Origin of the sequence: Microbacterium esteraromaticum (genome assembly GCF_017303215.1) — a bacterium.
Classification (GTDB): domain Bacteria; phylum Actinomycetota; class Actinomycetes; order Actinomycetales; family Microbacteriaceae; genus Microbacterium; species Microbacterium esteraromaticum_C.
Genome location: NZ_JAEMWU010000001.1, coordinates 1,963,458 through 1,982,946, shown reverse-complemented (window position 1 = coordinate 1,982,946; position 19,489 = coordinate 1,963,458). Strand labels below are relative to the sequence as shown.

Annotated in this window: 20 protein-coding genes; 12 read left to right on the top strand and 8 right to left on the bottom strand. The window is 66.2% G+C overall.

Translation table 11 applies throughout. The features are described 5' to 3' along the window. Positions 1–20: 20 nt before the first annotated feature. The 3 genes from JF543_RS09125 to JF543_RS09115 are packed head-to-tail and all read left to right on the top strand — an operon-like array spanning position 21 to position 2,185. Positions 21–776 carry an SGNH/GDSL hydrolase family protein gene (locus JF543_RS09125; RefSeq protein WP_206820525.1) on the top strand — a complete coding sequence of 252 codons (756 nt, stop codon included), beginning with the start codon at positions 21–23 and terminating at the stop codon, positions 774–776. Continuing rightward, positions 773–1,435 carry a YczE/YyaS/YitT family protein gene (locus tag JF543_RS09120; protein WP_206820526.1) on the top strand — a complete coding sequence of 221 codons (663 nt, stop codon included), beginning with the start codon at positions 773–775 and terminating at the stop codon, positions 1,433–1,435. Before JF543_RS09125 ends, JF543_RS09120 begins: the two co-directional genes overlap by 4 nt. A gap of 3 nt (positions 1,436–1,438) precedes the next feature. Next, a complete protein-coding gene (locus JF543_RS09115) occupies positions 1,439–2,185 on the top strand; it encodes a formylglycine-generating enzyme family protein (protein ID WP_206820527.1) in 747 nt (248 codons plus the stop codon). A 12-nt stretch (positions 2,186–2,197) separates the two neighbouring features. Here JF543_RS09115 and JF543_RS09110 read toward each other — a convergent pair whose 3' ends face one another. Then, positions 2,198–3,526 (bottom strand): MFS transporter, encoded by a 1,329-nt coding sequence (locus tag JF543_RS09110; RefSeq protein ID WP_206820528.1) that lies wholly within the window; start codon positions 3,524–3,526, stop codon positions 2,198–2,200. 40 nt (positions 3,527–3,566) lie between these two features. Further along, entirely contained in the window at positions 3,567–3,908 is a 342-nt protein-coding gene (locus JF543_RS09105; RefSeq protein ID WP_206820529.1) for a YciI family protein, read from the bottom strand. 138 nt (positions 3,909–4,046) lie between these two features. Here JF543_RS09105 and JF543_RS09100 point away from each other — a divergent pair, with 138 nt between their 5' ends. The 3 genes from JF543_RS09100 to JF543_RS09090 are packed head-to-tail and all read left to right on the top strand — an operon-like array spanning position 4,047 to position 7,332. Further along, positions 4,047–4,715 carry a TetR/AcrR family transcriptional regulator gene (locus JF543_RS09100; protein WP_179410839.1) on the top strand — a complete coding sequence of 223 codons (669 nt, stop codon included), beginning with the start codon at positions 4,047–4,049 and terminating at the stop codon, positions 4,713–4,715. A 32-nt stretch (positions 4,716–4,747) separates the two neighbouring features. After that, positions 4,748–5,671, top strand: a complete 924-nt coding sequence (locus tag JF543_RS09095; RefSeq protein ID WP_179410840.1) for an ABC transporter ATP-binding protein — start codon at positions 4,748–4,750, stop codon at positions 5,669–5,671. Beyond that, positions 5,668–7,332 (top strand): ABC transporter permease, encoded by a 1,665-nt coding sequence (locus JF543_RS09090; RefSeq protein WP_206823815.1) that lies wholly within the window; start codon positions 5,668–5,670, stop codon positions 7,330–7,332. Before JF543_RS09095 ends, JF543_RS09090 begins: the two co-directional genes overlap by 4 nt. A 6-nt stretch (positions 7,333–7,338) precedes the next feature. Here JF543_RS09090 and catA read toward each other — a convergent pair whose 3' ends face one another. Continuing rightward, positions 7,339–7,995, bottom strand: coding sequence for a type A chloramphenicol O-acetyltransferase (gene catA, locus JF543_RS09085; protein WP_206820532.1), 657 nt, complete (start codon positions 7,993–7,995; stop codon positions 7,339–7,341). A gap of 106 nt (positions 7,996–8,101) precedes the next feature. Between catA and JF543_RS09080 the strand changes: the two genes are divergently transcribed. Next, positions 8,102–10,450, top strand: a complete 2,349-nt coding sequence (locus tag JF543_RS09080; RefSeq protein ID WP_206823812.1) for an arylsulfatase — start codon at positions 8,102–8,104, stop codon at positions 10,448–10,450. Here the strand turns inward: JF543_RS09080 and JF543_RS09075 are convergent. Together JF543_RS09075 and JF543_RS09070 are read right to left on the bottom strand one after the other, a co-directional pair. Beyond that, positions 10,435–11,157, bottom strand: a complete 723-nt coding sequence (locus JF543_RS09075) for a DUF2071 domain-containing protein (protein WP_206823811.1) — start codon at positions 11,155–11,157, stop codon at positions 10,435–10,437. The genes JF543_RS09080 and JF543_RS09075 overlap by 16 nt on opposite strands. Positions 11,158–11,306: 149 nt before the next feature. Beyond that, on the bottom strand, positions 11,307–11,756 hold the full coding sequence (locus JF543_RS09070; protein ID WP_277987083.1) for an NUDIX domain-containing protein: 450 nt from the start codon (positions 11,754–11,756) through the stop codon (positions 11,307–11,309). Positions 11,757–11,815: 59 nt separating this feature from the next. Here JF543_RS09070 and JF543_RS09065 point away from each other — a divergent pair, with 59 nt between their 5' ends. Continuing rightward, positions 11,816–12,325: a hypothetical protein gene (locus JF543_RS09065; RefSeq protein WP_206823809.1), complete on the top strand. Its 510-nt coding sequence runs from the start codon at positions 11,816–11,818 to the stop codon at positions 12,323–12,325. 8 nt (positions 12,326–12,333) lie between these two features. On the opposite strand, the gene JF543_RS09060 is transcribed toward JF543_RS09065, so the two are convergent. Next, positions 12,334–13,134, bottom strand: a complete 801-nt coding sequence (locus JF543_RS09060; protein ID WP_206823808.1) for a class I SAM-dependent methyltransferase — start codon at positions 13,132–13,134, stop codon at positions 12,334–12,336. Positions 13,135–13,144: 10 nt separating this feature from the next. After that, positions 13,145–15,499, bottom strand: a complete 2,355-nt coding sequence (locus JF543_RS09055) for an ATP-binding cassette domain-containing protein (protein ID WP_206823807.1) — start codon at positions 15,497–15,499, stop codon at positions 13,145–13,147. Between the two features lie 162 nt (positions 15,500–15,661). On the opposite strand from JF543_RS09055, the gene JF543_RS09050 reads away from it, so the two are divergent. Then, positions 15,662–16,234 carry an HdeD family acid-resistance protein gene (locus tag JF543_RS09050; RefSeq protein WP_206549886.1) on the top strand — a complete coding sequence of 191 codons (573 nt, stop codon included), beginning with the start codon at positions 15,662–15,664 and terminating at the stop codon, positions 16,232–16,234. Between the two features lie 90 nt (positions 16,235–16,324). On the opposite strand, the gene JF543_RS09045 is transcribed toward JF543_RS09050, so the two are convergent. After that, positions 16,325–17,089, bottom strand: a complete 765-nt coding sequence (locus tag JF543_RS09045) for an SDR family oxidoreductase (RefSeq protein ID WP_206823806.1) — start codon at positions 17,087–17,089, stop codon at positions 16,325–16,327. A 111-nt stretch (positions 17,090–17,200) separates the two neighbouring features. On the opposite strand from JF543_RS09045, the gene JF543_RS09040 reads away from it, so the two are divergent. Genes JF543_RS09040 through JF543_RS09030 form a run of 3 tightly spaced genes read left to right on the top strand, consistent with a single transcriptional unit; the run spans position 17,201 to position 19,373 of the window. Then, positions 17,201–17,683 carry an NfeD family protein gene (locus JF543_RS09040; RefSeq protein ID WP_179410851.1) on the top strand — a complete coding sequence of 161 codons (483 nt, stop codon included), beginning with the start codon at positions 17,201–17,203 and terminating at the stop codon, positions 17,681–17,683. Further along, positions 17,683–18,600, top strand: a complete 918-nt coding sequence (locus JF543_RS09035; RefSeq protein ID WP_179410852.1) for an SPFH domain-containing protein — start codon at positions 17,683–17,685, stop codon at positions 18,598–18,600. Before JF543_RS09040 ends, JF543_RS09035 begins: the two co-directional genes overlap by 1 nt. Further along, positions 18,597–19,373, top strand: coding sequence for a glycerophosphodiester phosphodiesterase family protein (locus tag JF543_RS09030; RefSeq protein WP_206823804.1), 777 nt, complete (start codon positions 18,597–18,599; stop codon positions 19,371–19,373). The genes JF543_RS09035 and JF543_RS09030 overlap by 4 nt, the downstream gene beginning before the upstream one ends. Positions 19,374–19,489 lie beyond the last annotated feature (116 nt).

Here is a 19,489-nt window from a genome sequence, read left to right as displayed (position 1 = left end):
CACGGCAATAGGCTGTCACCATGGCGGCAGTGCGTTTCGTGGCGATCGGCGACTCGTTCACCGAGGGCGTCGGCGATGAGCTTCCCGACGGTACCGTGCGCGGGTGGGCCGACCTCGTCGCTCAGGGCTGGGCGGATGCCACGGGCAAGCCGGTGCAGTATGCGAACCTGGCGATCCGTGGGCGGTTGGTCTGGCCGATCGTCGAGGACCAGCTCGAGCGAGCCCTGGCGTTGCGCCCCACACACCTGTCGTTCAACGGCGGGGGAAACGACATCATGCGACCCAACGCCGATATCGAGCACATCGCCGACGCATTCTCACGCGTGCTGCGACGCTGCGACGAGCAAGGTGTGCAGCTGATCCTGCTGTCGGGGGCGAATCCCAGTGCACAACTGCCGATGGGGGACGTGTTCCAGAAGCGCGGCGACGTGCTCGCTGAAGCGGTCATGCGCCGCATCGAGGGGCGCACGGACATCATCCATGCCTGGAACTGGCCCGATGAGGAACTGTCGCGTCCGCGGTACTGGTCGCAGGACCGGTTGCACATGAACGCGAACGGTCACCACCGTGTCGCCGCGCGGGTGCTGGACGCGCTGGGCCTCGATCCGCACGAGTCGTGGTGGTCGCCGACCACCGAGTTGCCGCTCGGCCCGTCGGGCTGGGCGTACTACCGCGAGTATGTCGGCCCGTGGATCAAGCGCCGAGTGACGCGCACGTCATCGGGTGACGGGCGCGCTGCGAAGTACGGCGACTGGGTCGAACGGGTGCCGCAGTGAGTCGTTTCACCGGGCGCCGCATGCCGCGGCGGTTGACCCAACTCTTCATCGGGGTGTTCCTGTACGGCATCGGAATCGCATTCATGGTCGAGGGCGCGGTGGGCGCGGCGCCGTGGGACGTGCTGTCTCAGGGCATCAGCCTGCACGTGCCGCTGTCGTTCGGAATGGTGACGATCCTGGTCAGCGCGGTGGTACTGCTGCTGTGGATCCCGATCGGGCAGAAGCCCGGGTTCGGAACGATCGTCAACGCTCTCGGTGTGGGGCCGGCAGCCGATGTCGGCTTTCTGCTCATCCCCGCCCCAGAAGCGCTGTGGCTGCGGGTGCTTTTCTTCGCGATTGGTCTGCTCGTCCTGTCAGCCGCGACGGGACTCTACATCGGGGCGCACTTCGGGCCCGGGCCCCGCGACGGTCTGATGACGGGGTTGCACGCCCGATGGGGACTGCCGATCTGGGTCGTGCGGACCGCGCTGGAGGTGACCGTCGTTCTGATCGGCTGGGTGCTCGGCGGCAACGTCGGTGTCGGCACGGTGGCGTTCGCGCTGCTGGTGGGGCCGCTCTGCCAGTTCTTCCTGCGGGTGTTCGCGGTGCGTCTCGACGGGGGCGAACCACCCCGGCGCGACACTGAGGCGCGTACCGGCCCCGTTCCGGTGAGCGGCTGAGCCATGGACCTCTGGCACATGCGGCAGCTCCCCGCCGGTCGGGTGACACTGCACGATGCTCGGCGTGACGAGCATCGAGCCGTCGATCTGGAACCCTTCGAGATCGGTGTCTTCGCAGTCACAGAAGAACAGTTCGCCGAGGTGCTGGGGGTGCCGGCTGTGCACCCGAGACGCCCCGCGCGGGATCTGAGCTGGCTGCGCGCGGTGCGGTTCTGCAATGCGGCATCCGAATGGGAGGGGCTCGACCCCGCGTACACATTCGATGGCGAGGAAGTCACCTGGCACGTTGACAGTGACGGCTACCGCCTGCCCACCGAAGCCGAGTGGGAGTACGCGTGTCGTGCCGGTTCGGCGGGTCCGCACTATGGACCGCTGGCCGACGTCGCCTGGACTGTGCGCGATGGGGTCTCTACTCCGCAGGATGTCGGTCTGAGACTGCCCAACCTGAACGGGCTGTTCGACACGCTGGGCAATGTGTGGGAGTGGTGCTGGGACCTGCTCGACCCCGAACGCTACGACGACTATCGGGTGTTCCGAGGGGGCGGCTTCGCCGACGATGCATGGAGCGTCCGGGCATCCGTCCGTCGTGGTGGTGCCCCGCGCATGCATCACGACGATGTCGGCATGCGTCTGGCGCGAGGCGGGTTCGACGGCGTTGAGGCCGCGCAGGGGTGGTCGGCGCGCGCCGACCTCGAACGCGGCGGGCGCGGGGGAGTGCGACCGGTGGGATGGACCCCGCGCGGACGCTGATCGCGCGGGGCGTCAGCGGTGCCGTTTGCGCTCGGGATCGAGTCCCATGCGGATGCGGGTGCTCTTGCGCTCGTGGATGATGAACGCGACGCCGATCGCCCACAGCGGTAGTTGGGTCAGGAACGCCCAGCGGAACGCCTCCAGCGTGTAGGTGTCGGGCGTACCCGCGCCTTGCAGGTCGAGGGTGAGTCCGATCAGGAAGATCGCGGTGAGCGCGGCGAGGAATCCGCCCGAGTTGGTGACGCCGGTCGCGGTGCTCAAGCGGTGGGCCGGGTTGTGCGTGCGAGCGTGGTCGAACGCGATCATGGATGCCGGTCCACCGGCGGCCAGGCAGATCACGAGCACGGTGAGGAGCCACATCGGTGCGGGCCCCGGCCAGAACGCGACGGTGACCCAGGCGACCACTTGGATGCCGATGCTCGGGAGTACGAGCGCGAGTGAGCGACGCGTGGGAATGCGTCGCGAAAGGATGCCGAGGATGGGGCTCAGCGCCATGGCGACCACGACGTTGAGCGACAAAAGGGCAGCGGCGGCTGCCGCGCTGAGCCCCTCACCGGCGGTGAGATAGGGCATGCCCCACAGCAGCAGGAATGCGGTCGAGGCGAACGGCGTCGTGAAGTGCGACCAGAATGCCAAGCGCGTGCCGGGGTGCGCCCACGCGGCGCGGATGCCGACACCGGTGTCGATTGCCGACGTGACCACGCGCACCGCGCCCGTCTCGGTGTTCACACTGACGTCCGCCGGCTGCTCGGGTGGGTGATTGCGCACGATCGCCCACACCAGGATCGCGAACAGCAGGCCCAGGCCGGCGACGCTGCCGAAGGTGATCGTCCACGTCGTGGCGTGCAGCAGCGCGGCGAGCGGAAGCAGTGCCGCCAGCTGCCCGGTCTGCCCGACGAGCCCCGTCATCTGGACCATCACAGGTCCGCGCTGCGCGGGGAACCAGGTCGCGACCAGTCGCAGCACGGCGGGGAAGATCGCGGCGTCGCCGGCGCCCAGCAGCACGCGGGCGACCAGGGCGATGCCGATGCTGGGCGAGATCGCCATGACGAACTGTCCCAGCGCCATCAGCAACATGCCGATGACCATGATCGGGCGTGAGCCGTATCGGTCCAGCAGCACCCCGACGGGCAACTGCATGCCGCCGTACACGGCCAGCTGTACGACCGCGAAGAGAGACAGCGTGGCGGCATCCGCCTGGAACCGCTCGGCCGCATCGACTCCGACGGCGCTGAGTGAGCTGCGGTTGGTGATCGCGAGGATGTACGCGGCAACAGCGACACCCCACACGAGCCATGCCCGCCAGCCCGGTGTCGAACTGAGCGGGGGAGCGGTGGTCACAGGTCCAGGCTACTGCGACGGGTTCGTGTGGATGTCGCGATCAGCTCTCGGGGTCGTACTGGAACGCGCGCACCTCCTGCGCGCAGCGGCAGGCGCGGGCGATCTTCGCCGCCCATTCGACGGCGGCTTCCGCCGAGGGCAGTTCGAGCACGGAGTATCCGCCCTCGATTCGCGCGGTCTGCGGGTACGTGCCCGGTGTGGCATTGCCATCCGCGTCGACCAGGAGCGGCTCGACCGACTCGTCGATGCCACCGCCGAAGACCCAGACGCCGGCTGCCTTCGCCTCGCGCACGACGGCATGCGCCGCGGCCGCCACGCTGGGAAGCTCCTCGTCGGAGACATCCATCGCGCCGCTGGGGAATGAGATCAGGTACTTGGTCATCCGGTTCTCCTCTCCGGCGGTGGCTACGGAACCGACCGGGCCTCCAGTCTCGCGCGTGCACCGACCGCGCGAAAGGCGTCGTAGCCCGTGCGCCGATATCTCTTGACACGGATATGAAACAGGCGTTCAATATTAAACATGAGTTCAACCAGACGAGCGCCGCACACAGCGCCAGAGACGGCAGCGCGCATCCGCGACGCCGCCGTGGGGGAGTTTGCGGCGCACGGTTTCGCGAAGACGACGGTGCGCGGGATCGCTGCGGCTGCCGGTGTCTCTCCCGGACTCGTGATCCATCACTTCGGATCGAAGGACGCACTGCGTGCTGTCTGCGATGATCACGTTTTCGCGGTGCTCACCGCACGCAAGCGCGAGAACGCGCACCGCTCTCCCTTCGTCGTTGCGGAGTTGTTCGGCGACCCAGAGATGCGTACCCATGCCGAGTACCTGCTGAAGTCGATCCTCGACCCCTCCGAGCACGGGCAGCGCTTCTTCGATCACTATGTCGACATGGTCGAGAGGTTCATCGAGGACGGATTCGCGGGGTACACCATGCGACAGGGGGAAGACCGTCGCGCCCAGTCCGCGACGATCGCCGCACTGGCGCTGGCGCCACTGATGCTCGAACCCAAACTGCGTCGGGCGCTCGGTACGGCCGATCTGCAGGACTCGATGGGGCGGATCGCGCCATCGCTCTACGACCTCTATCTCCACGGCTTCATCGAGTCCGTGCCCGAGTCGCACGCGACTCCCGGTCCGCGCGCGACGCCGGGCAGCCAGCACGATCCTCCTGCAGAACCGGTCCCGTGAACTGCCCCCCCAGACCTCGATGGAGAACGATCATGAACCAGCAGACCGATTCGGCGGCATCCGCCATCAGCATCTCGAACCTCACCAAGTCCTTCGGCGCCGTGCGCGCTCTCGATGGGCTGACTCTCGACGTGGCACCGGGGGAGGTGCACGGCTTCCTCGGCCCCAACGGCGCGGGCAAGTCGACCACCATCCGCGTGCTCCTCGGCATCCTCCGGCACGACTCCGGAACCGTACGCGTACTCGGCGGTGATCCCTGGACCGACGCCGTCACCCTGCACCGACGTCTGGCCTATGTTCCCGGCGACGTGGAGCTCTGGCCGAATCTCACCGGCGGTGAGGCCATCGACCTGTTCGCGCGCCTGCGCGGCCGGATCGACGAGAAGAAGCGCGACGAGCTGATCGAGCGCTTCGATCTCGACCCGCGAAAGAAGGGACGCACCTACTCCAAGGGGAATCGGCAGAAGGTCGCGCTGATCTCGGCGCTGGCCTCGAACGTCGAACTGCTGCTTCTCGACGAGCCGACCGCCGGTCTTGACCCGCTCATGGAGGCGGTCTTCCAGGAGTGCATTCGAGAGGCCAAGGAAGCCGGACGCACGGTACTGCTCTCCAGCCACATCCTCGCGCAGGTCGAGGTGCTCGCGGACCGGATCTCGATCGTGCGCAACGGCAAGATCGTGGAGTCGGGAACACTCGGGGAGTTGCGGCACCTCGGGCGGACGTCGGTGACGGCGCAGACGACGACCGCACCGGCCGGTTTGGAGGCGCGGGAGGGCATCCACAACTACCTGCGGGACGGTAGCCAGCTTCGCTTCGATGCCGACACCCAACACCTCCCCGAGATCATGCGCGAGCTCTCCGCGCTCGGTGTGCAGACGTTGACCGCCGCACCGCCGACGCTGGAGCAGTTGCTGCTGCGCCACTACGGTGACGAGCTCAGCAGGAGCGCATCATGACCGCTGTGCTGGACGCACCGACGCGGGTGCACGTGGCATCCGGATCCGGCGGCTCGCTGACCGGGACGGGCAGGCTCCTGCTCTTCATGCTGCGCCGCGACCGTGTGCGCTTCACATCGTGGGTGCTCGGTTTGACGCTGATGATGGCGTACTTCGCGAACGCGATCGGCCTCATTCTCGATGAGACGGCAGTGCAGGGCTTCGCCGCGCTGGCGCGGAACCCGGTCATCGCGCTCATCGGTGGCCCCGGCTATGGTTTCGACGAGATCACAGTCGGCAGGATCGTGGTGGGGATCTACGGCGTCTATCTGATGCTCGGCGCAGCGCTGATGAGCATCCTCACCGTCTCACGGCACACCAGAGCCGAGGAACAAGCAGGACGAGCCGAGCTCGTACGTGCCAACGTCGTCGGTCGACACGCGCAGCTCGCGGCCGCGCTGATCCTCGTAGCGCTGATGAACGTCGTCATGACCGTGCTGATGACACTCGCCTTCCACTTCTCCCCATTGGAGCCGGAAGCATTCGGGCCATCGCTGTTGTTCGCCTGCAGTGTCGGCGCCGTCGGGCTCGTCTTCGCGGGCGTGACAGCTGTCACCGTGCAGTTGTCGGCGTTCTCACGGGCCGCCTCAGGCATGGCCGGAGCGGTGCTCGGAGCAGCGTTCGTCATCCGCGGACTCGGGGACATGTCCCGCGCACAGGGCGGCGACCTCGGCTGGCTCTCGTGGCTGTCACCTCTCGGCTGGTCGCAGCAGACGGCACCGCTGACTCTTGACCGGTGGTGGCCCCTGCTGCTGTCGCTCGGGTTCGCGGTACTGTGCACGACGACCGCCGTGGCACTACAGTCTCGCCGCGATCTCGCCGCGGGCATCCTTCAGGACCGGCTCGGCGCGGGTCGCGCTCCGGGCTGGCTGCGCGGACCCCTGTCCCTGGCCTTCCGCCTACAGCGCTCTGCGCTGGTGTGGTGGTCGGTGGCGATCCTGCTCGGCGGCATCACTTTCGGCACGTTCGCCGAGCCCATGGTCGAGAATGCGGCCGGGCTGCCCGACGAGATCATGATCATCTTCGGAGGGACCGAGGGGATCATCGAGGGCTATCTGGGCTTCATGAGCGTCTACTTCGCGTTCATGGTGGCTGTGTTCGCCATCCTCTCGGTGCAGGCCTTGGTCGGCGAGGAACAGTCGGTCCGTACGGAGCCGGTACTCGCCGCCTCGGTGTCACGCGCCGGATGGCTGCTGTCGTGGACCATCGTCGCCGCGCTCGGCTCGGTCTGGCTGCTCGCGCTGGCAGGGGTGGGCAACGGCATCGGTGCCGCACTCGCAACGGATGAGTGGGGGCTGCTCGGTGACGTGCTCGTTGGACAGATCGCGCAGGTCACTTCCGTGTGGGCTCTGCTGGGACTCGCCGTCGCGCTCTACGGGTTCGCCCCGCGGCTCGTCGGCCTCACGTGGGCCGTGTTCGGGTGGGGGACGGCACTGAGCCTGTTCGGCGACATGCTGCAGCTCGACGAGGCGCTGTTGTCGACCTCGGTGTTCCGACACGTCGGTCAGTACCCCGCTCAGGATCTATCGTGGTCCGCCGTGGCGGTGCTCACGGCCGCGGCGGTCGCGCTGATCGGCATCGGCGTCGCCGGGTTCCGACGTCGCGACCTGACGACGGCCTGACGGGTGTCAGTCGCCGAGCCACGAGGGCTCGGCGAACATCTCCTGCAACTCGTTGAGAAGCCGTGACGTGTGGAACCCGTCCGCGACCGCGTGGTGCACCTGTGCTGTGATTGGCAGCAGGGTGCGCCCGTCGCGTTCGACGTAGCGGCCGAGCGTGAAGATCGGGGCGAGGTGTTTCGAACCTTCGTCGATGTGAAGGGTGAAGCCCGTGAAGCTCGTCCACGGCAGGCTCGAGACGTTGAACATGTTCCCTGGTGGCGGCCCTTGGGGGAAAAGCGCGGTCGCGTCGGCATAGTCCTCGATGGTGCGCGCTGCTGCTTCGTGGAACGCCCCGAAGTCCTCGTCGAACGGCACCCAGACACTGGAGAATGTCTCCTGGGCGGGGTGGAAGATCGTGAACGACGGGTCGAGGGACGGCCAGACGGCGAGGGCACCGGAGTCGGTGACGGTCATCCGGAACTCGTCATGAGTATTCACGATTGAGGCGAGCGCCCAGATCTGGGAGATATAGCTCCGACGCGAAGTGGCCTTGATCGCTGTCACGAATCGCGTGACTTCGATTTCGGCCGTCATCGAGTAGGTGCATGGCACCACATCGCGGTAGTGGGCGAAATGCTCTCGGCGCGGGTACGTGGAGAGATCGACGGGTACCGGGTTGGTCATGCTTCCATTGTGACAGGGGGATGCCTACATACTCCTGGCGTGTCGAGCCGGCGAGGCGGTACTGTGCGACTGTTGCGGTCTGCAGATGAAGAGAAGGGTGTCAATCATGGCATCGGAGACAGCGTTCGGACGACACCACCTCCCGATCCGGCGGCCGCGCGTTGGGGCAGACACCCCCGTGGATGCCCGGGATGCCGTACCGCCGCATCCTGCAGCACCGCTGCGGCCGCCGGCAGGCGCTCCGAACGTGCTGATCATCCTCGTCGACGACATGGGGTTCGGCGGCAGCAGCGCGTTTGGTGGCCCGTGTCAGATGCCCGCGGCCGAACGTATCGCCGCCGACGGCGTCAAACTGACCCGTTTCCACACGACGGCGCTGTGCTCGCCATCGCGTCAAGCGCTGATGACGGGGCGCAACCACCACTCCGCAGAGATGGGCGCTCTCGCTGAGGTCGCGACCTCGTTCCCCGGCTACACCGGCGTGCGTCCGGATGACTGCGCGACCCTGGCACAGGTTCTCAAACTGAACGGCTACTCCACCGGCATGTTCGGCAAGCATCATCAGACACCGCCCTGGGAGACGAGCCCGTCCGGTCCGTTCGATCGTTGGCCGACGGGGGAGGGGTTCGAGCGCTTCTACGGCTTCATCGGCGGAGACACGCACCAGTACACTCCCGCTCTCGTCGACGGAACGAAGCCGATCGAGCCGCCGCGCACTTACGAGGAGGGTTACCACCTCTCGGAGGATCTGGTCGATCAAGCCATCGACTGGATCGGGAACCTGACATCCCTCACGCCCGACAAGCCGTGGTTCACCTACCTCGCCTTCGGTGCGACGCACGCGCCGCATCACGCCCCACAGAGCTACCTGGAGGCGGTGCGCGGCGCCTTCGACCACGGCTACGACGAAGAGCGGGCTCGGATCTTCGCTCGCCAGAAGCAGCTCGGGGTCATTCCCGCCGATGCCGAGCTCACTTCACCGAACGCGAAGATCCCCTCGTGGGATGAGCTCACGCCTGCCGACCAGCGGGTGGGTGCCCGACTTTTCGAAGCGTATGCCGCCATGGCCCGGCACATGGATGATCAGGTCGCTCGCCTGATGGACTCTCTGGAAGAGCAGGGCGTTCTGGACGACACGCTGATCTTCTACATTCTCGGCGACAACGGGGCTTCTGCGGAGGCTGGCGCGTACGGGACGTTCAATGAGATGGCCTATCAGAACAATGTGCTGATGACCACGGCGGACATCGAGCCTCATCTCGACGAGGTCGGGACGCCGGCGTCATTCAACCACGTTCCGTCTGGATGGGCGCAGGCGCTGAACACGCCCTACCAGTGGAGCAAGATCGTCGCTTCGCATTGGGGAGGAACCCGGACCGGTACCATCGTGCGCTATCCGGGCAAGGTGCCTGCGGGGGAGTGCCGCCACCAGTTCACCCATCTCATCGATGTCGTTCCGACCGTGCTCGAGTACGCGGGAATTCCCGAACCCGTGAGTGTCAACGGCGTACAGCAACGTCCGGTCGAGGGCACGAGCTTCAAGTACGCGCTTGAGGATGCAGGCGCCGCTGAGCGCCACATCACGCAGTACTTCGAGATCGCGGGAAACCGTGGCATCTATCACCAGGGGTGGACGGCGATGACGCAGCACCTGCTGCCGTGGCCGGATCCAGACGACCAGATCCCCGCGCTCACGGACGATGCCTGGGAGCTGTACGGTCCCGATGACTGGACACAGGCGCATGATCTCGCCAGCGAGATGCCTGAGAAGCTGCGAGAGATGCAGGACCGGTTCCTCATCGAGGGGGCTAAGTACAACGTGCTGCCCATCGACGACCGCGAACGGGAGCGCTTCGATCCGACGATCGCGGGGCGGCCCGATCTGATGGGCGGCCGCACGCGACAGGTGCTGCGGCCGGGCATGTCGCGTCTGAACGAGAACACCGTGCTGAACGTCAAGAACAGGTCGTTCTCGGTGACGGCACGCGTTCAGTTAGACGAGGGTGTGACGGCGCGTGGCGCTCTGATCGCGCAGGGCGGAGGATTCGGCGGCTGGAGCCTGTACTTCGCCGAGGGCCGTCTCACCTACGCGCACAACTTCGTCGGCTTGGAGACGCATTCCGTACGTTCGGATCGAGTGCTGACGGCGGGGGAGCACGACATCCGCCTTGAGTTCGCCTACGACGGCGGCGGAGTCGGCAAGGGCGGCACCGCGTCGTTGTTCTACGACGACGACCGCGTGGCCTCCGGGCGAATCGAACGCACCGTGCCGGGACTGTTCTCGTTCGATGAAGGACTCGACGTGGGACTCGACAGCCTCGACCCGGTGGTAGCCGACTACGGAGTCGAGCGTGGGGTGTTCTCCGGATCGATCGCCCAGGTCGTCATAGATACGGGGGATGACGCCGTTTCGGACCCGAACCTCGTGCTCAGGACGCGCTATCGCCGCCAGTGATCGGCGTGGCGCTCAGCGCTCCAGACGACCGGGACGGCGCGCATGATGAGCACGTGGTCGAGTTCGGCCGCACCTGTCGGGAGCCCATCGAAGAAGCTCGAGGCGGCATGCCTGATGTGACCGGGTTGCACCCGCCACGCATCGGTGTCGAGGCGCAGCCCCTCGAGCCCTGGGCTCCGTGTCGGAGACAAGCCGACGGCATCCTTTCGGAAGAACTCGGATGCCTGGTCGACATCGGCGAACAGCGAGCTGCGGAAATCCGCAGATTCGGCGACATCGACGGCGACGTCCACGCGAAGGTCGGTCGAGCTGACCGTGACATGCACGCTGTCGTGCGACTCGATCGAGGTCACGCGAGCCGCTTCGTGCACGCCGGGGAAGACACGACCGCCGGCGGCACGGGCCAGCCGCGATGCAGAGTGGCGGCGGGGGATGAAGACGCCGGTGCGCACGCCGCGCGGACCATCCCATTCGACGGCGATCCGGTGCGCGGCGCTCTCGCTGCGATGGCCGGCCCGCGGTGCGAACCACGCCGGTCGGAAGTGTGCAAGGCGGATAAGGCAGACGCCGGCTACGGCGCTGCCGTCAACCAGTTGTGGGCGAAGCCCGTCGGGAAGTATCGGAGCGATCGCGTCTGGCTGAACCCGGTAGTTGACGAGAAGCCGTCGCTCGATTGTCGCTGCCATGCGCGGAGTCGTGATGGTCACGGCCACATCGTATGACGGTGCGCGTGTTATGTGTGCCGGGGGCGTGATCCTCGTGTCGTGTCAGGCGTGGGGAGAGGTGCAACTACCTGATCTGACATAATGTGCATTATCGGCTTTAGCGCGTGGGTGCTCACCGGAGTCGTTGCCGTCTAGGACATCGCCGCGGACACTAGGTCGCGAGCAGCCGCCGGGTACAACGGGATCTCCACGTCATCATCGCTGAGCGAGCGCCACAGAACGGGAACGACAGTGCCATCGGATTCTGTGAGCGTGCCGCCGCCCTTCGGCGGTTCCGGATCGAGCCTCCCGGCGAACACGGCGACGACCTCGTGGCCGAGCGCGCCCTCGCAAGTGAAGATGCTCTCGACGACGCCGAGCTGCGTGAGGTCGATGATGCTGGCGCCAAGCTCTTCATCGATCTCTCGGATGATCGCCTGCTCGAAGGTCTCGCCGAGTTCAACGCTCCCTCCGATGAGACGGTGGAAGCCCAGCGGGTTCTCACGCGTCCGGCCGTTGGCGCTGACCAGGTGATGCGATCCGTCGGCACTGGGAACGACGATCATGGCCTTGACACGAACGATGGAGCGATCGACAGACATAGGGTCCATCATCGCGCACGTGAGTGGACGCGCTCATGAGAACTGGTGATACTGATCGGATGACTACAACGCGCCGTCGCCTCACCGGTTCACTCACAGCCGGAGCGGCAGTCCTGCTGTTGGCACTCACCGGCTGCTCAGCGTCGGCGACTCCGCCTGCCGCAGACGACAGTGCAACCACGAAGCCGACGGCGACGTCGCCCGCGCCGTCACCGACAACATCCTCCGCCACCCCGCAGCAGAGTTTTCTCGACTGGCTCGCGGCGAGCCGCGAGCCGAATGCTGATGTCGCGTGCGCCTATCTCAGTGACGCCTTGGTCGAGCGGATGCTGGCCGAGATGAAGGCCAGTGGATTCCCGGTCTCCGACTGCGCGGAGATGACGAATGTCACCGCTCAGGCCTACGCGGCCACGGGCAACGTCGCGGAGGTCGACATCGAGACCGTCTCTGAAGAAGCGCAGCGCGCGGAACTCTTCGTGACGTACGCCGGCGGCAGTTGCGGCACTGTCGTGCTCGAACCCGGCGTGGAGCACTGGATCATGACCGAGCAGTCCAAAGAGCAGTGCTGAGCGGCCCCTCAGTCACCTGATCCACCAGGGACCCGAGCGACAGCGATGAGGTGCGCGCTCATATCGCGAACGCCCGGGCGGTCCGCTGCGGCACGCGCGATCGCCAGCGCTGCCTGAGAGAGCTCCTCCCCCGCATCCACCATCGATTCGAGCAGGATACCTGCAGGACCCTCGACGCCGACGACCTCGATGACGTCGAGTCCGGCGGCAGTCGCTTCGGATGCCAGCTCCTCGGCGGTATGGAAGTGCCCGGCGGGGAATCGCATACCATCAGCGGGTTTTCCCTGGGCCGCGAGGGAGACCCACTCCCCCGGATACGGCTCAGGAACGTCGCGGCCCAATGTGGCCTGACCAAACGCGATGTATCGCGACAGGCCAGCGGCGAAGACGAATCCGCCAGGACCGACAACGCGCGCTGCTTCGCGCAACGCAAGGATTCGATCAGCATAGGCGGCCAGGTGATACAGAGGGCCGAGCAGCAGGGCCGCATCGAAGGACCCAGCGGCGAACGGCAGTTCTCTGGCGTCTCCCACCCGCGCGTTGAGGCCAAGCGCGCGGGCTTGCTCGACGTGACGCGAAACCGGATCGAGAACTTCGACGACGTAGCCGGCATCCGTCAGCGCGCGTGCGTGGATTCCCGCGCCGCCACCGATGTCGATCATCGTGCCCGCCGAGACATGCTCCCGAATGATCTCTTGCGTCCGCACGTACTCCAGCGGACCCTGCGCCGAACGCGTCGTCAGACGCGCATGCTCATCGAACACACTCGTGTAGTAGGACTGGATGCGGGCATCAATGTCCTCTTGCATCGGCACCGAGTCACGCCCCGACGTAGTCGGCGAGGTGCTGCCCTGTCAGCGTCGAACGCGCCGCCACGAGGTCGGCCGGGGTGCCCTCGAACACCACGCGACCGCCGTCGTGTCCTGCCCCCGGGCCGATGTCGATGATCCAGTCGGCGTGCGCCATCACCGCCTGGTGGTGCTCGATCACGATGACTGTCTTTCCGGAATCAACGAGCCGGTCGAGCAGCGCGAGCAGATTGTCGACGTCGGCGAGGTGCAAGCCGGTGGTCGGCTCGTCGAGCACGTATGTCTCTGCCGCCTCGCCCATCTGGATGGCGAGCTTCAGACGCTGACGCTCTCCGCCCGAGAGAGTGGAGAGCGGCTGGCCGAGCGTGAGGTAGCCGAGCCCGACGTCCTCCATACGGCTGAGGATCTTCACGGCCGCGGGGATCCTGGTATCGGGTGCCGAGAAGAACGCGTGCGCCTCGGCCACGGGCAGATCGAGCACCTGCGTGATATCGAGTCCACCCAGCCGGTAGTCGAGCACCGCTGCTTGGAAACGCTTGCCGCCACAATCCTCACAGGGCGTCTCGATGGTGTCCATGAACCCGAGCTCTGTCACGATCACGCCGGCGCCCTTGCACGTGGGGCATGCGCCTTCGCTGTTCGCACTGAACAACGCGGGCTTGACGCCGTTCGCCTTCGCGAATGCCTTGCGGATCGGATCGAGCATTCCGGTGTACGTGGCGGGGTTGCTGCGGCGCGAGCCCTTGATCGCCGTCTGATCGATCGAGACGACGTCCGGACGCGGCGAAATGGAGCCGTGCACGAGTGAACTCTTACCCGAGCCAGCGACACCGGTGATCACCGTGAGCACCCCGGTCGGGACGTCCACATCGACGTTCTTCAGATTGTTCGCGTTGGCACCGCGTACCTCGATGACCCCGGTACGTGTGCGGACGCCCTCCTTGAGACGCGCGCGATCCTTCAGATGTCGGCCGGTGACCGTGTCACTGGCGGCGAGGTCCTCGACCGAACCCTCGAAGTCGATCTCGCCTCCCGCGCTACCGGCTCCGGGGCCGAGATCGACGACATGGTCGCCGATCGCGATGGTCTCTGGCTTGTGCTCGACGACCAGAACGGTGTTCCCCTTGTCGCGCAGCTGCAGCAGCAGGGCATTCATCTGCTGAATGTCGTGCGGATGCAACCCGATCGTCGGCTCATCGAAGACGTAGGTGACGTCGGTGAGGGATGATCCCAGGTGCCGAAGCAGCTTGATGCGCTGGGCCTCTCCCCCACTCAGCGTGCCCGACGGGCGCTCCAGGCTCAGATACCCGAGTCCCAGTGTCACGAAGGAATCGAGATTCGCCCGCAGCGCGTCCAGCAGCGGACCGGCACCGGGGAGTTCCAGCCCGCGGACCCACGTGGCCAGGTCGGTCACCTGCATCCGACAGGCATCGGCGATGCTGACGCCATCGATCTTCGACGACCGCGCCCCCTCCGTCAGACGGGTCCCGTCGCATTCGGGGCATGTGGCGAACGTCGCGGCGCGTTCGACGAATGCGCGGATGTGCGGCTGCAGGGCGTCGATGTCTTTGGACAGCATCGACTTGCTGATCTTGGGGATCAATCCCTCGTAGGTGATGTTGATGTCGTTGATCTTGACCTTGGTCACCTCGCCGTACAGGAACAGGTGGCGCTGCTTCTCGGTGAACGAGGCGATCGGCTTGTCGGCCGGGTAGAAGCCCGAGCCGGCGAACTGCTTCACCATCCACCCGTCGGCGGTGTAGCCGGGCACCAGGATGGCGCCGTCCGACAGCGACTTCGATTCGTCGACGACCTGTGTCAGGTCCAGATCCGACACCGATCCCCTGCCCTCGCAGCGTGGGCACATACCGCCAAGATAGACGGCATCCTTCACGATCTTCTTCTCGCCGCCCGGCCCCGTCATCACACCGCTCGCGCGCTGGGTCGGGATATTGAACGAGAAGGCCGTCGGGCCACCGATGTACGGTGCGCCGAACCGCGAGAACAGGATGCGCAGCATTGCATTCGCGTCCGTGACGGTTCCCACCGTTGACCGCGGGTTGGCGCCGAGGCGTTCCTGATCGACGAGGATCGCCGTCGTGAGGCCCTCGAGCACGTCGACATCCGGTCGCGGCACCGATGGCATGAACCCCTGCACGAAGGCGCTGTAGGTTTCGTCGATCATGCGCCGGGACTCCGCCGCGATCGTGTCGAAGACGAGAGAGCTCTTGCCCGACCCCGAGACGCCGGTGAAGACCGTGAGACGCCGTTTCGGGATGCTGACGCTGACGCTCTTGAGGTTGTTCTCGCGTGCCCCCTCGACGCGGATGACGTCGTGGCCGTCCGCCGGATGCCTGTCTGCCACGGGTGGCTCCTTCCGCCGGGTTTTCTACGCCGGACCGTCTGATCCTTGCATCCACGTCCGACACACGCCACCCTCCATGGGCGAGAAAGTCGTGTGCCGGCGCCGGCACCCCGCTACGCTGAGGAACATCACCTTCATAGGAGACTCAAGGAAAGGTTCCCCATGACCGATGCACTCACTGAAGCGAAGAGCTTCATGAAGTCCGTTCGCACGTTCCTCGCCGTGTCCGGTGCGATCGCACTGATCGCCGGCATCGTTCTGCTCGCCTGGCCGAGCAAGACCGCGGTGATCGTCACCGGTATCTTCGCGTCCTACCTCATCGTCGGGGGCCTCGTCTACATCGGGCTCGGCATCTTCTCGGGCAAGGGTGGCGGCTGGGCCCGTGTCGGGCACATCCTGCTGGGTCTGCTGTATCTCGCGGCAGGAATCATCGCCTTCGCCAACCTGGGCGCGGCGAAGGTCACCCTGGCGATCGTCGTCGCCATCTTCATCGGCATCAGCTGGATCGTCGACGGCGTCGTCGCCTTGAGCATCATGGGGCAGAAGACCACTAAGGTCTGGACGCTGCTGTACTCGCTGCTCAGCATCATCGCCGGTATCGTCGTCATCCTGTCGCCGCTGTACGCAGCCGCCCTGCTGTGGATCGTGCTCGGCGCCTCGCTCGTGGCGCTGGGACTCATCCAGATCATCCGTGCGATCACGATGAAGAAGGACGTCGAGGCACTGGCCGTCTGACCGTCCCCTCACAACGAGAGAAGGCGACCCGAGCAATCGGGTCGCCTTCTCTCGTTCGTGCGACGGTCGAGACCGACCATCGCACAAGGGTCACTCGGCGATGAAGTCCGAAGTGTCACCGACGAGTCGAGTGTTGTCTGCCGGAACCGCGTCGATGGCCGCCTGCGCGACCTCCGCAGCAAACTCGGACACGTTGTAGAGCTTGCCGGCAGACTCGCGGCGCCCGGCGATGGCACCCGGGTTCGCGCGCTCGAGCAGCGTGGCCGTGATGGTTCCCTCGATCATGTCGCCGGAGACCACCGTGAAACCGATGCCCTTCTCAGTCAGCCCCGGGATCAGCTCACGAAGAGCGTCTTCACCGGCGCGCTTCGACTTGGCGACCGGCTCGTACTCGGGCATGGTCGGGGTCGTCCGGATGAAGTGCGCCTGGTGGCTGGTGACGAACACCACGCGGGCGCCGTCACCCAGCAGCGGCTCGGCTGCCTTCAGCACACCCACCTGCGCGTCGCGGTTGAGCTTGAGTGCGTAGTCCTCGGCCATGCCGGATTCCATGCCGCCCGATGCGTTGAGCACCAGGATGTCAAGACGCCCGAACTCATCGCGCACCTGGTCGAACATCGCCGAGACCGACGCGGGGTCGGTCAGATCGGCGCCCACGACCAGAGCCCGGCGTCCCAGCGCACGCAGCTCGTTCGCGAGCTTCTCAGCGCGCGGCGCCTTGTTGCGGAAGTTGATCACGACATCTGCGCCGGCCTCGGCGAAGTAGCGGATCGTGTCGGCGCCGATACCTCGCGACGAACCGGTGACCAACGCCACCTTGCCGTCGAGGGATCCGGCGGGAAGAACCTGGGACATAACTACTCCTCGGGGGCGCGGATTTCGCACGTTCAGCGACGTCCCAGCCTACAGCGTCGCGGGTCGGGCCGAGCGTTCCCCACGCGTGGTAAGTTGAGCGCAGGAGGGCCCATGGACGGCTTCACGACATTCATCACGGTCATCGACGAGTGGGCGTGGATCGGCTGGATCGTGCTGATCGCCCTCTTCTTGGTGATCGAAATGCTCACGCTCGATCTCACCTTCCTGATGCTGTCGTTCGGCGGCGCCGTCGGCCTGGTCACCGACTTGGTCGGGGTACCGATCTGGGCGCAGGTCATCATTGCCGGCGCCGCGGCCGCGGCCTTCGTGTTCTTCTTGCGGCCACCGTTGCTGCATCGCCTCAGCCGGGATGAAGATCCGACACCGACGAACCTCGACGCGTTGCTCGACCAGCGTGGCGTCGCACTCACCGACATCACCCAAGGGTCGGGACAAGTCAAGCTCGGCAACGGTGACACCTGGACCGCGCGGAGCTTCGACGGTACTCCGATCAGTCAAGGCAGCCGTATCGCTGTCACCGAGATCGACGGCGCGACCGCGATCGTCCACCCCGTCACGGAAGAGGACTTCTGATGGACAGCTCGATCATCCCTGCCGCGATCGCCTGGGTGCTGGCGATCGCCGTCATCATCTTCGTGCTCGTCACCCTGGCGCGGGCGATCCGGATCATCCCCCAGGCGACAGCCGGCGTCGTCGAGCGACTCGGTCGCTATCACAAGACACTTACGCCGGGCCTCAACCTTCTGGTTCCGTTCATCGACCGGCTGCGCCCGTTGATCGACATGCGCGAACAGGTGGTGTCATTTCCCCCGCAGCCGGTGATCACCGAAGACAACCTCGTCGTCTCGATAGACACGGTGGTCTACTTTCAGGTGACCGACGCCCGCGCCGCTACCTACGAGATCGCGAACTACCTCGGCGCCGTCGAGCAGCTCACGACCACGACGTTGCGCAACGTCGTCGGCGGACTCAACCTCGAAGAGGCGCTCACCAGCCGTGACGAGATCAATGGGCAGCTGCGGGTAGTGCTCGACGAGGCGACCGGCAAGTGGGGCATCCGCGTCTCGCGGGTCGAGCTGAAGGCGATCGACCCGCCCGTCTCGATCCAGGACTCGATGGAGAAGCAGATGCGTGCCGAGCGTGACCGTCGCGCTGCGATCCTGACGGCCGAGGGGTCGAAGCAGTCGCAGATCCTCGAAGCCGAGGGTCAGCGTCAGGCCGCAATCCTCAAGGCCGAGGGTGACAAGCAGGCGGCTGTGCTCCGAGCGCAGGGTGAGGCCGAAGCGATCCAGAACGTCTTCACAGCGATTCACCAGGGCCGTCCCGACGACAAGCTGCTCGCTTACCAGTACCTGCAGATGCTCCCGAAGATCAGCGAGAGCGAATCCAGCAAACTCTGGATCATCCCCAGCGAGCTCACCGAGGCACTCAAGGGCATCGGTAGCGCGTTCACGCCCCGCCCGGGCTCCGACTCACAGCGCGACGCGTGACCCACCCGTACTTCCGGGGAATCGACGGTCCCAGGGTTCTCGCGCACCGCGGTCTGGCGTCCGCCCCCGGGCAGGATCCCGCGATCTGGGAGAACACAGCAGCAGCATTCGCCGCGGCGGATGCTGCCGGAGCGCGCTACATCGAGACCGACTGCCAAGTCACCGCTGACGGCGACGTCGTACTGTTCCACGACAGCACGCTGCAGCGCATCGCCGGGGACCCTCGGCCGATTGCTTCGGTGCGCACCGCCGAGCTTGTCGAGCTCTTCGCCGACCACGGTGGACTGCTGACGGTCACCGAAGCTCTCGAGGCCTTTCCGCGCTCACGCTTCAACATCGATGTGAAGGTTGCCGCCGTCGCCGCCCCGATCGGTGCGCAGATCGCTCCGCACGCGCACCGCGTTCTGTTGACGAGCTTCTCAGACCGCAACCGCGCGGCGGCGCTGGATTCCGTTCGACGCGCGGGCGCCGAGATGCCACCGGCGACCTCCGGCGGCAAGCGCGTCATCGCGGCGTTGCGTGCACTCTCCGGGGCCCGCCTCTCCCCCGCTCGCGCACTGCGCGGCGTCGACGCCGTGCAGATCCCCGAACGTCATGCCGGCGTGCGCATCCTGACGCCCTCACTCGTGCGGGCGGCGCACGCGCTGGGGGTCGAAGTGCATGTGTGGACCGTCAACGATCCCGCCGAGATGCAACGCCTCGTCGATGCGGGCGTCGATGGAATCGTGACCGATCGTGCGGATCTCGCGCTGGATACGCTCGGTCGGCCCTGATACACCCAAAACGTCGTCCTTAACCTGAGAATATCCTGAGTCTTCTGCGCAGAACTCGCGACCATGGATGAAGCGCACAGGCGCGCGCGCTATACCTAACAGCGACGAGAGGACCA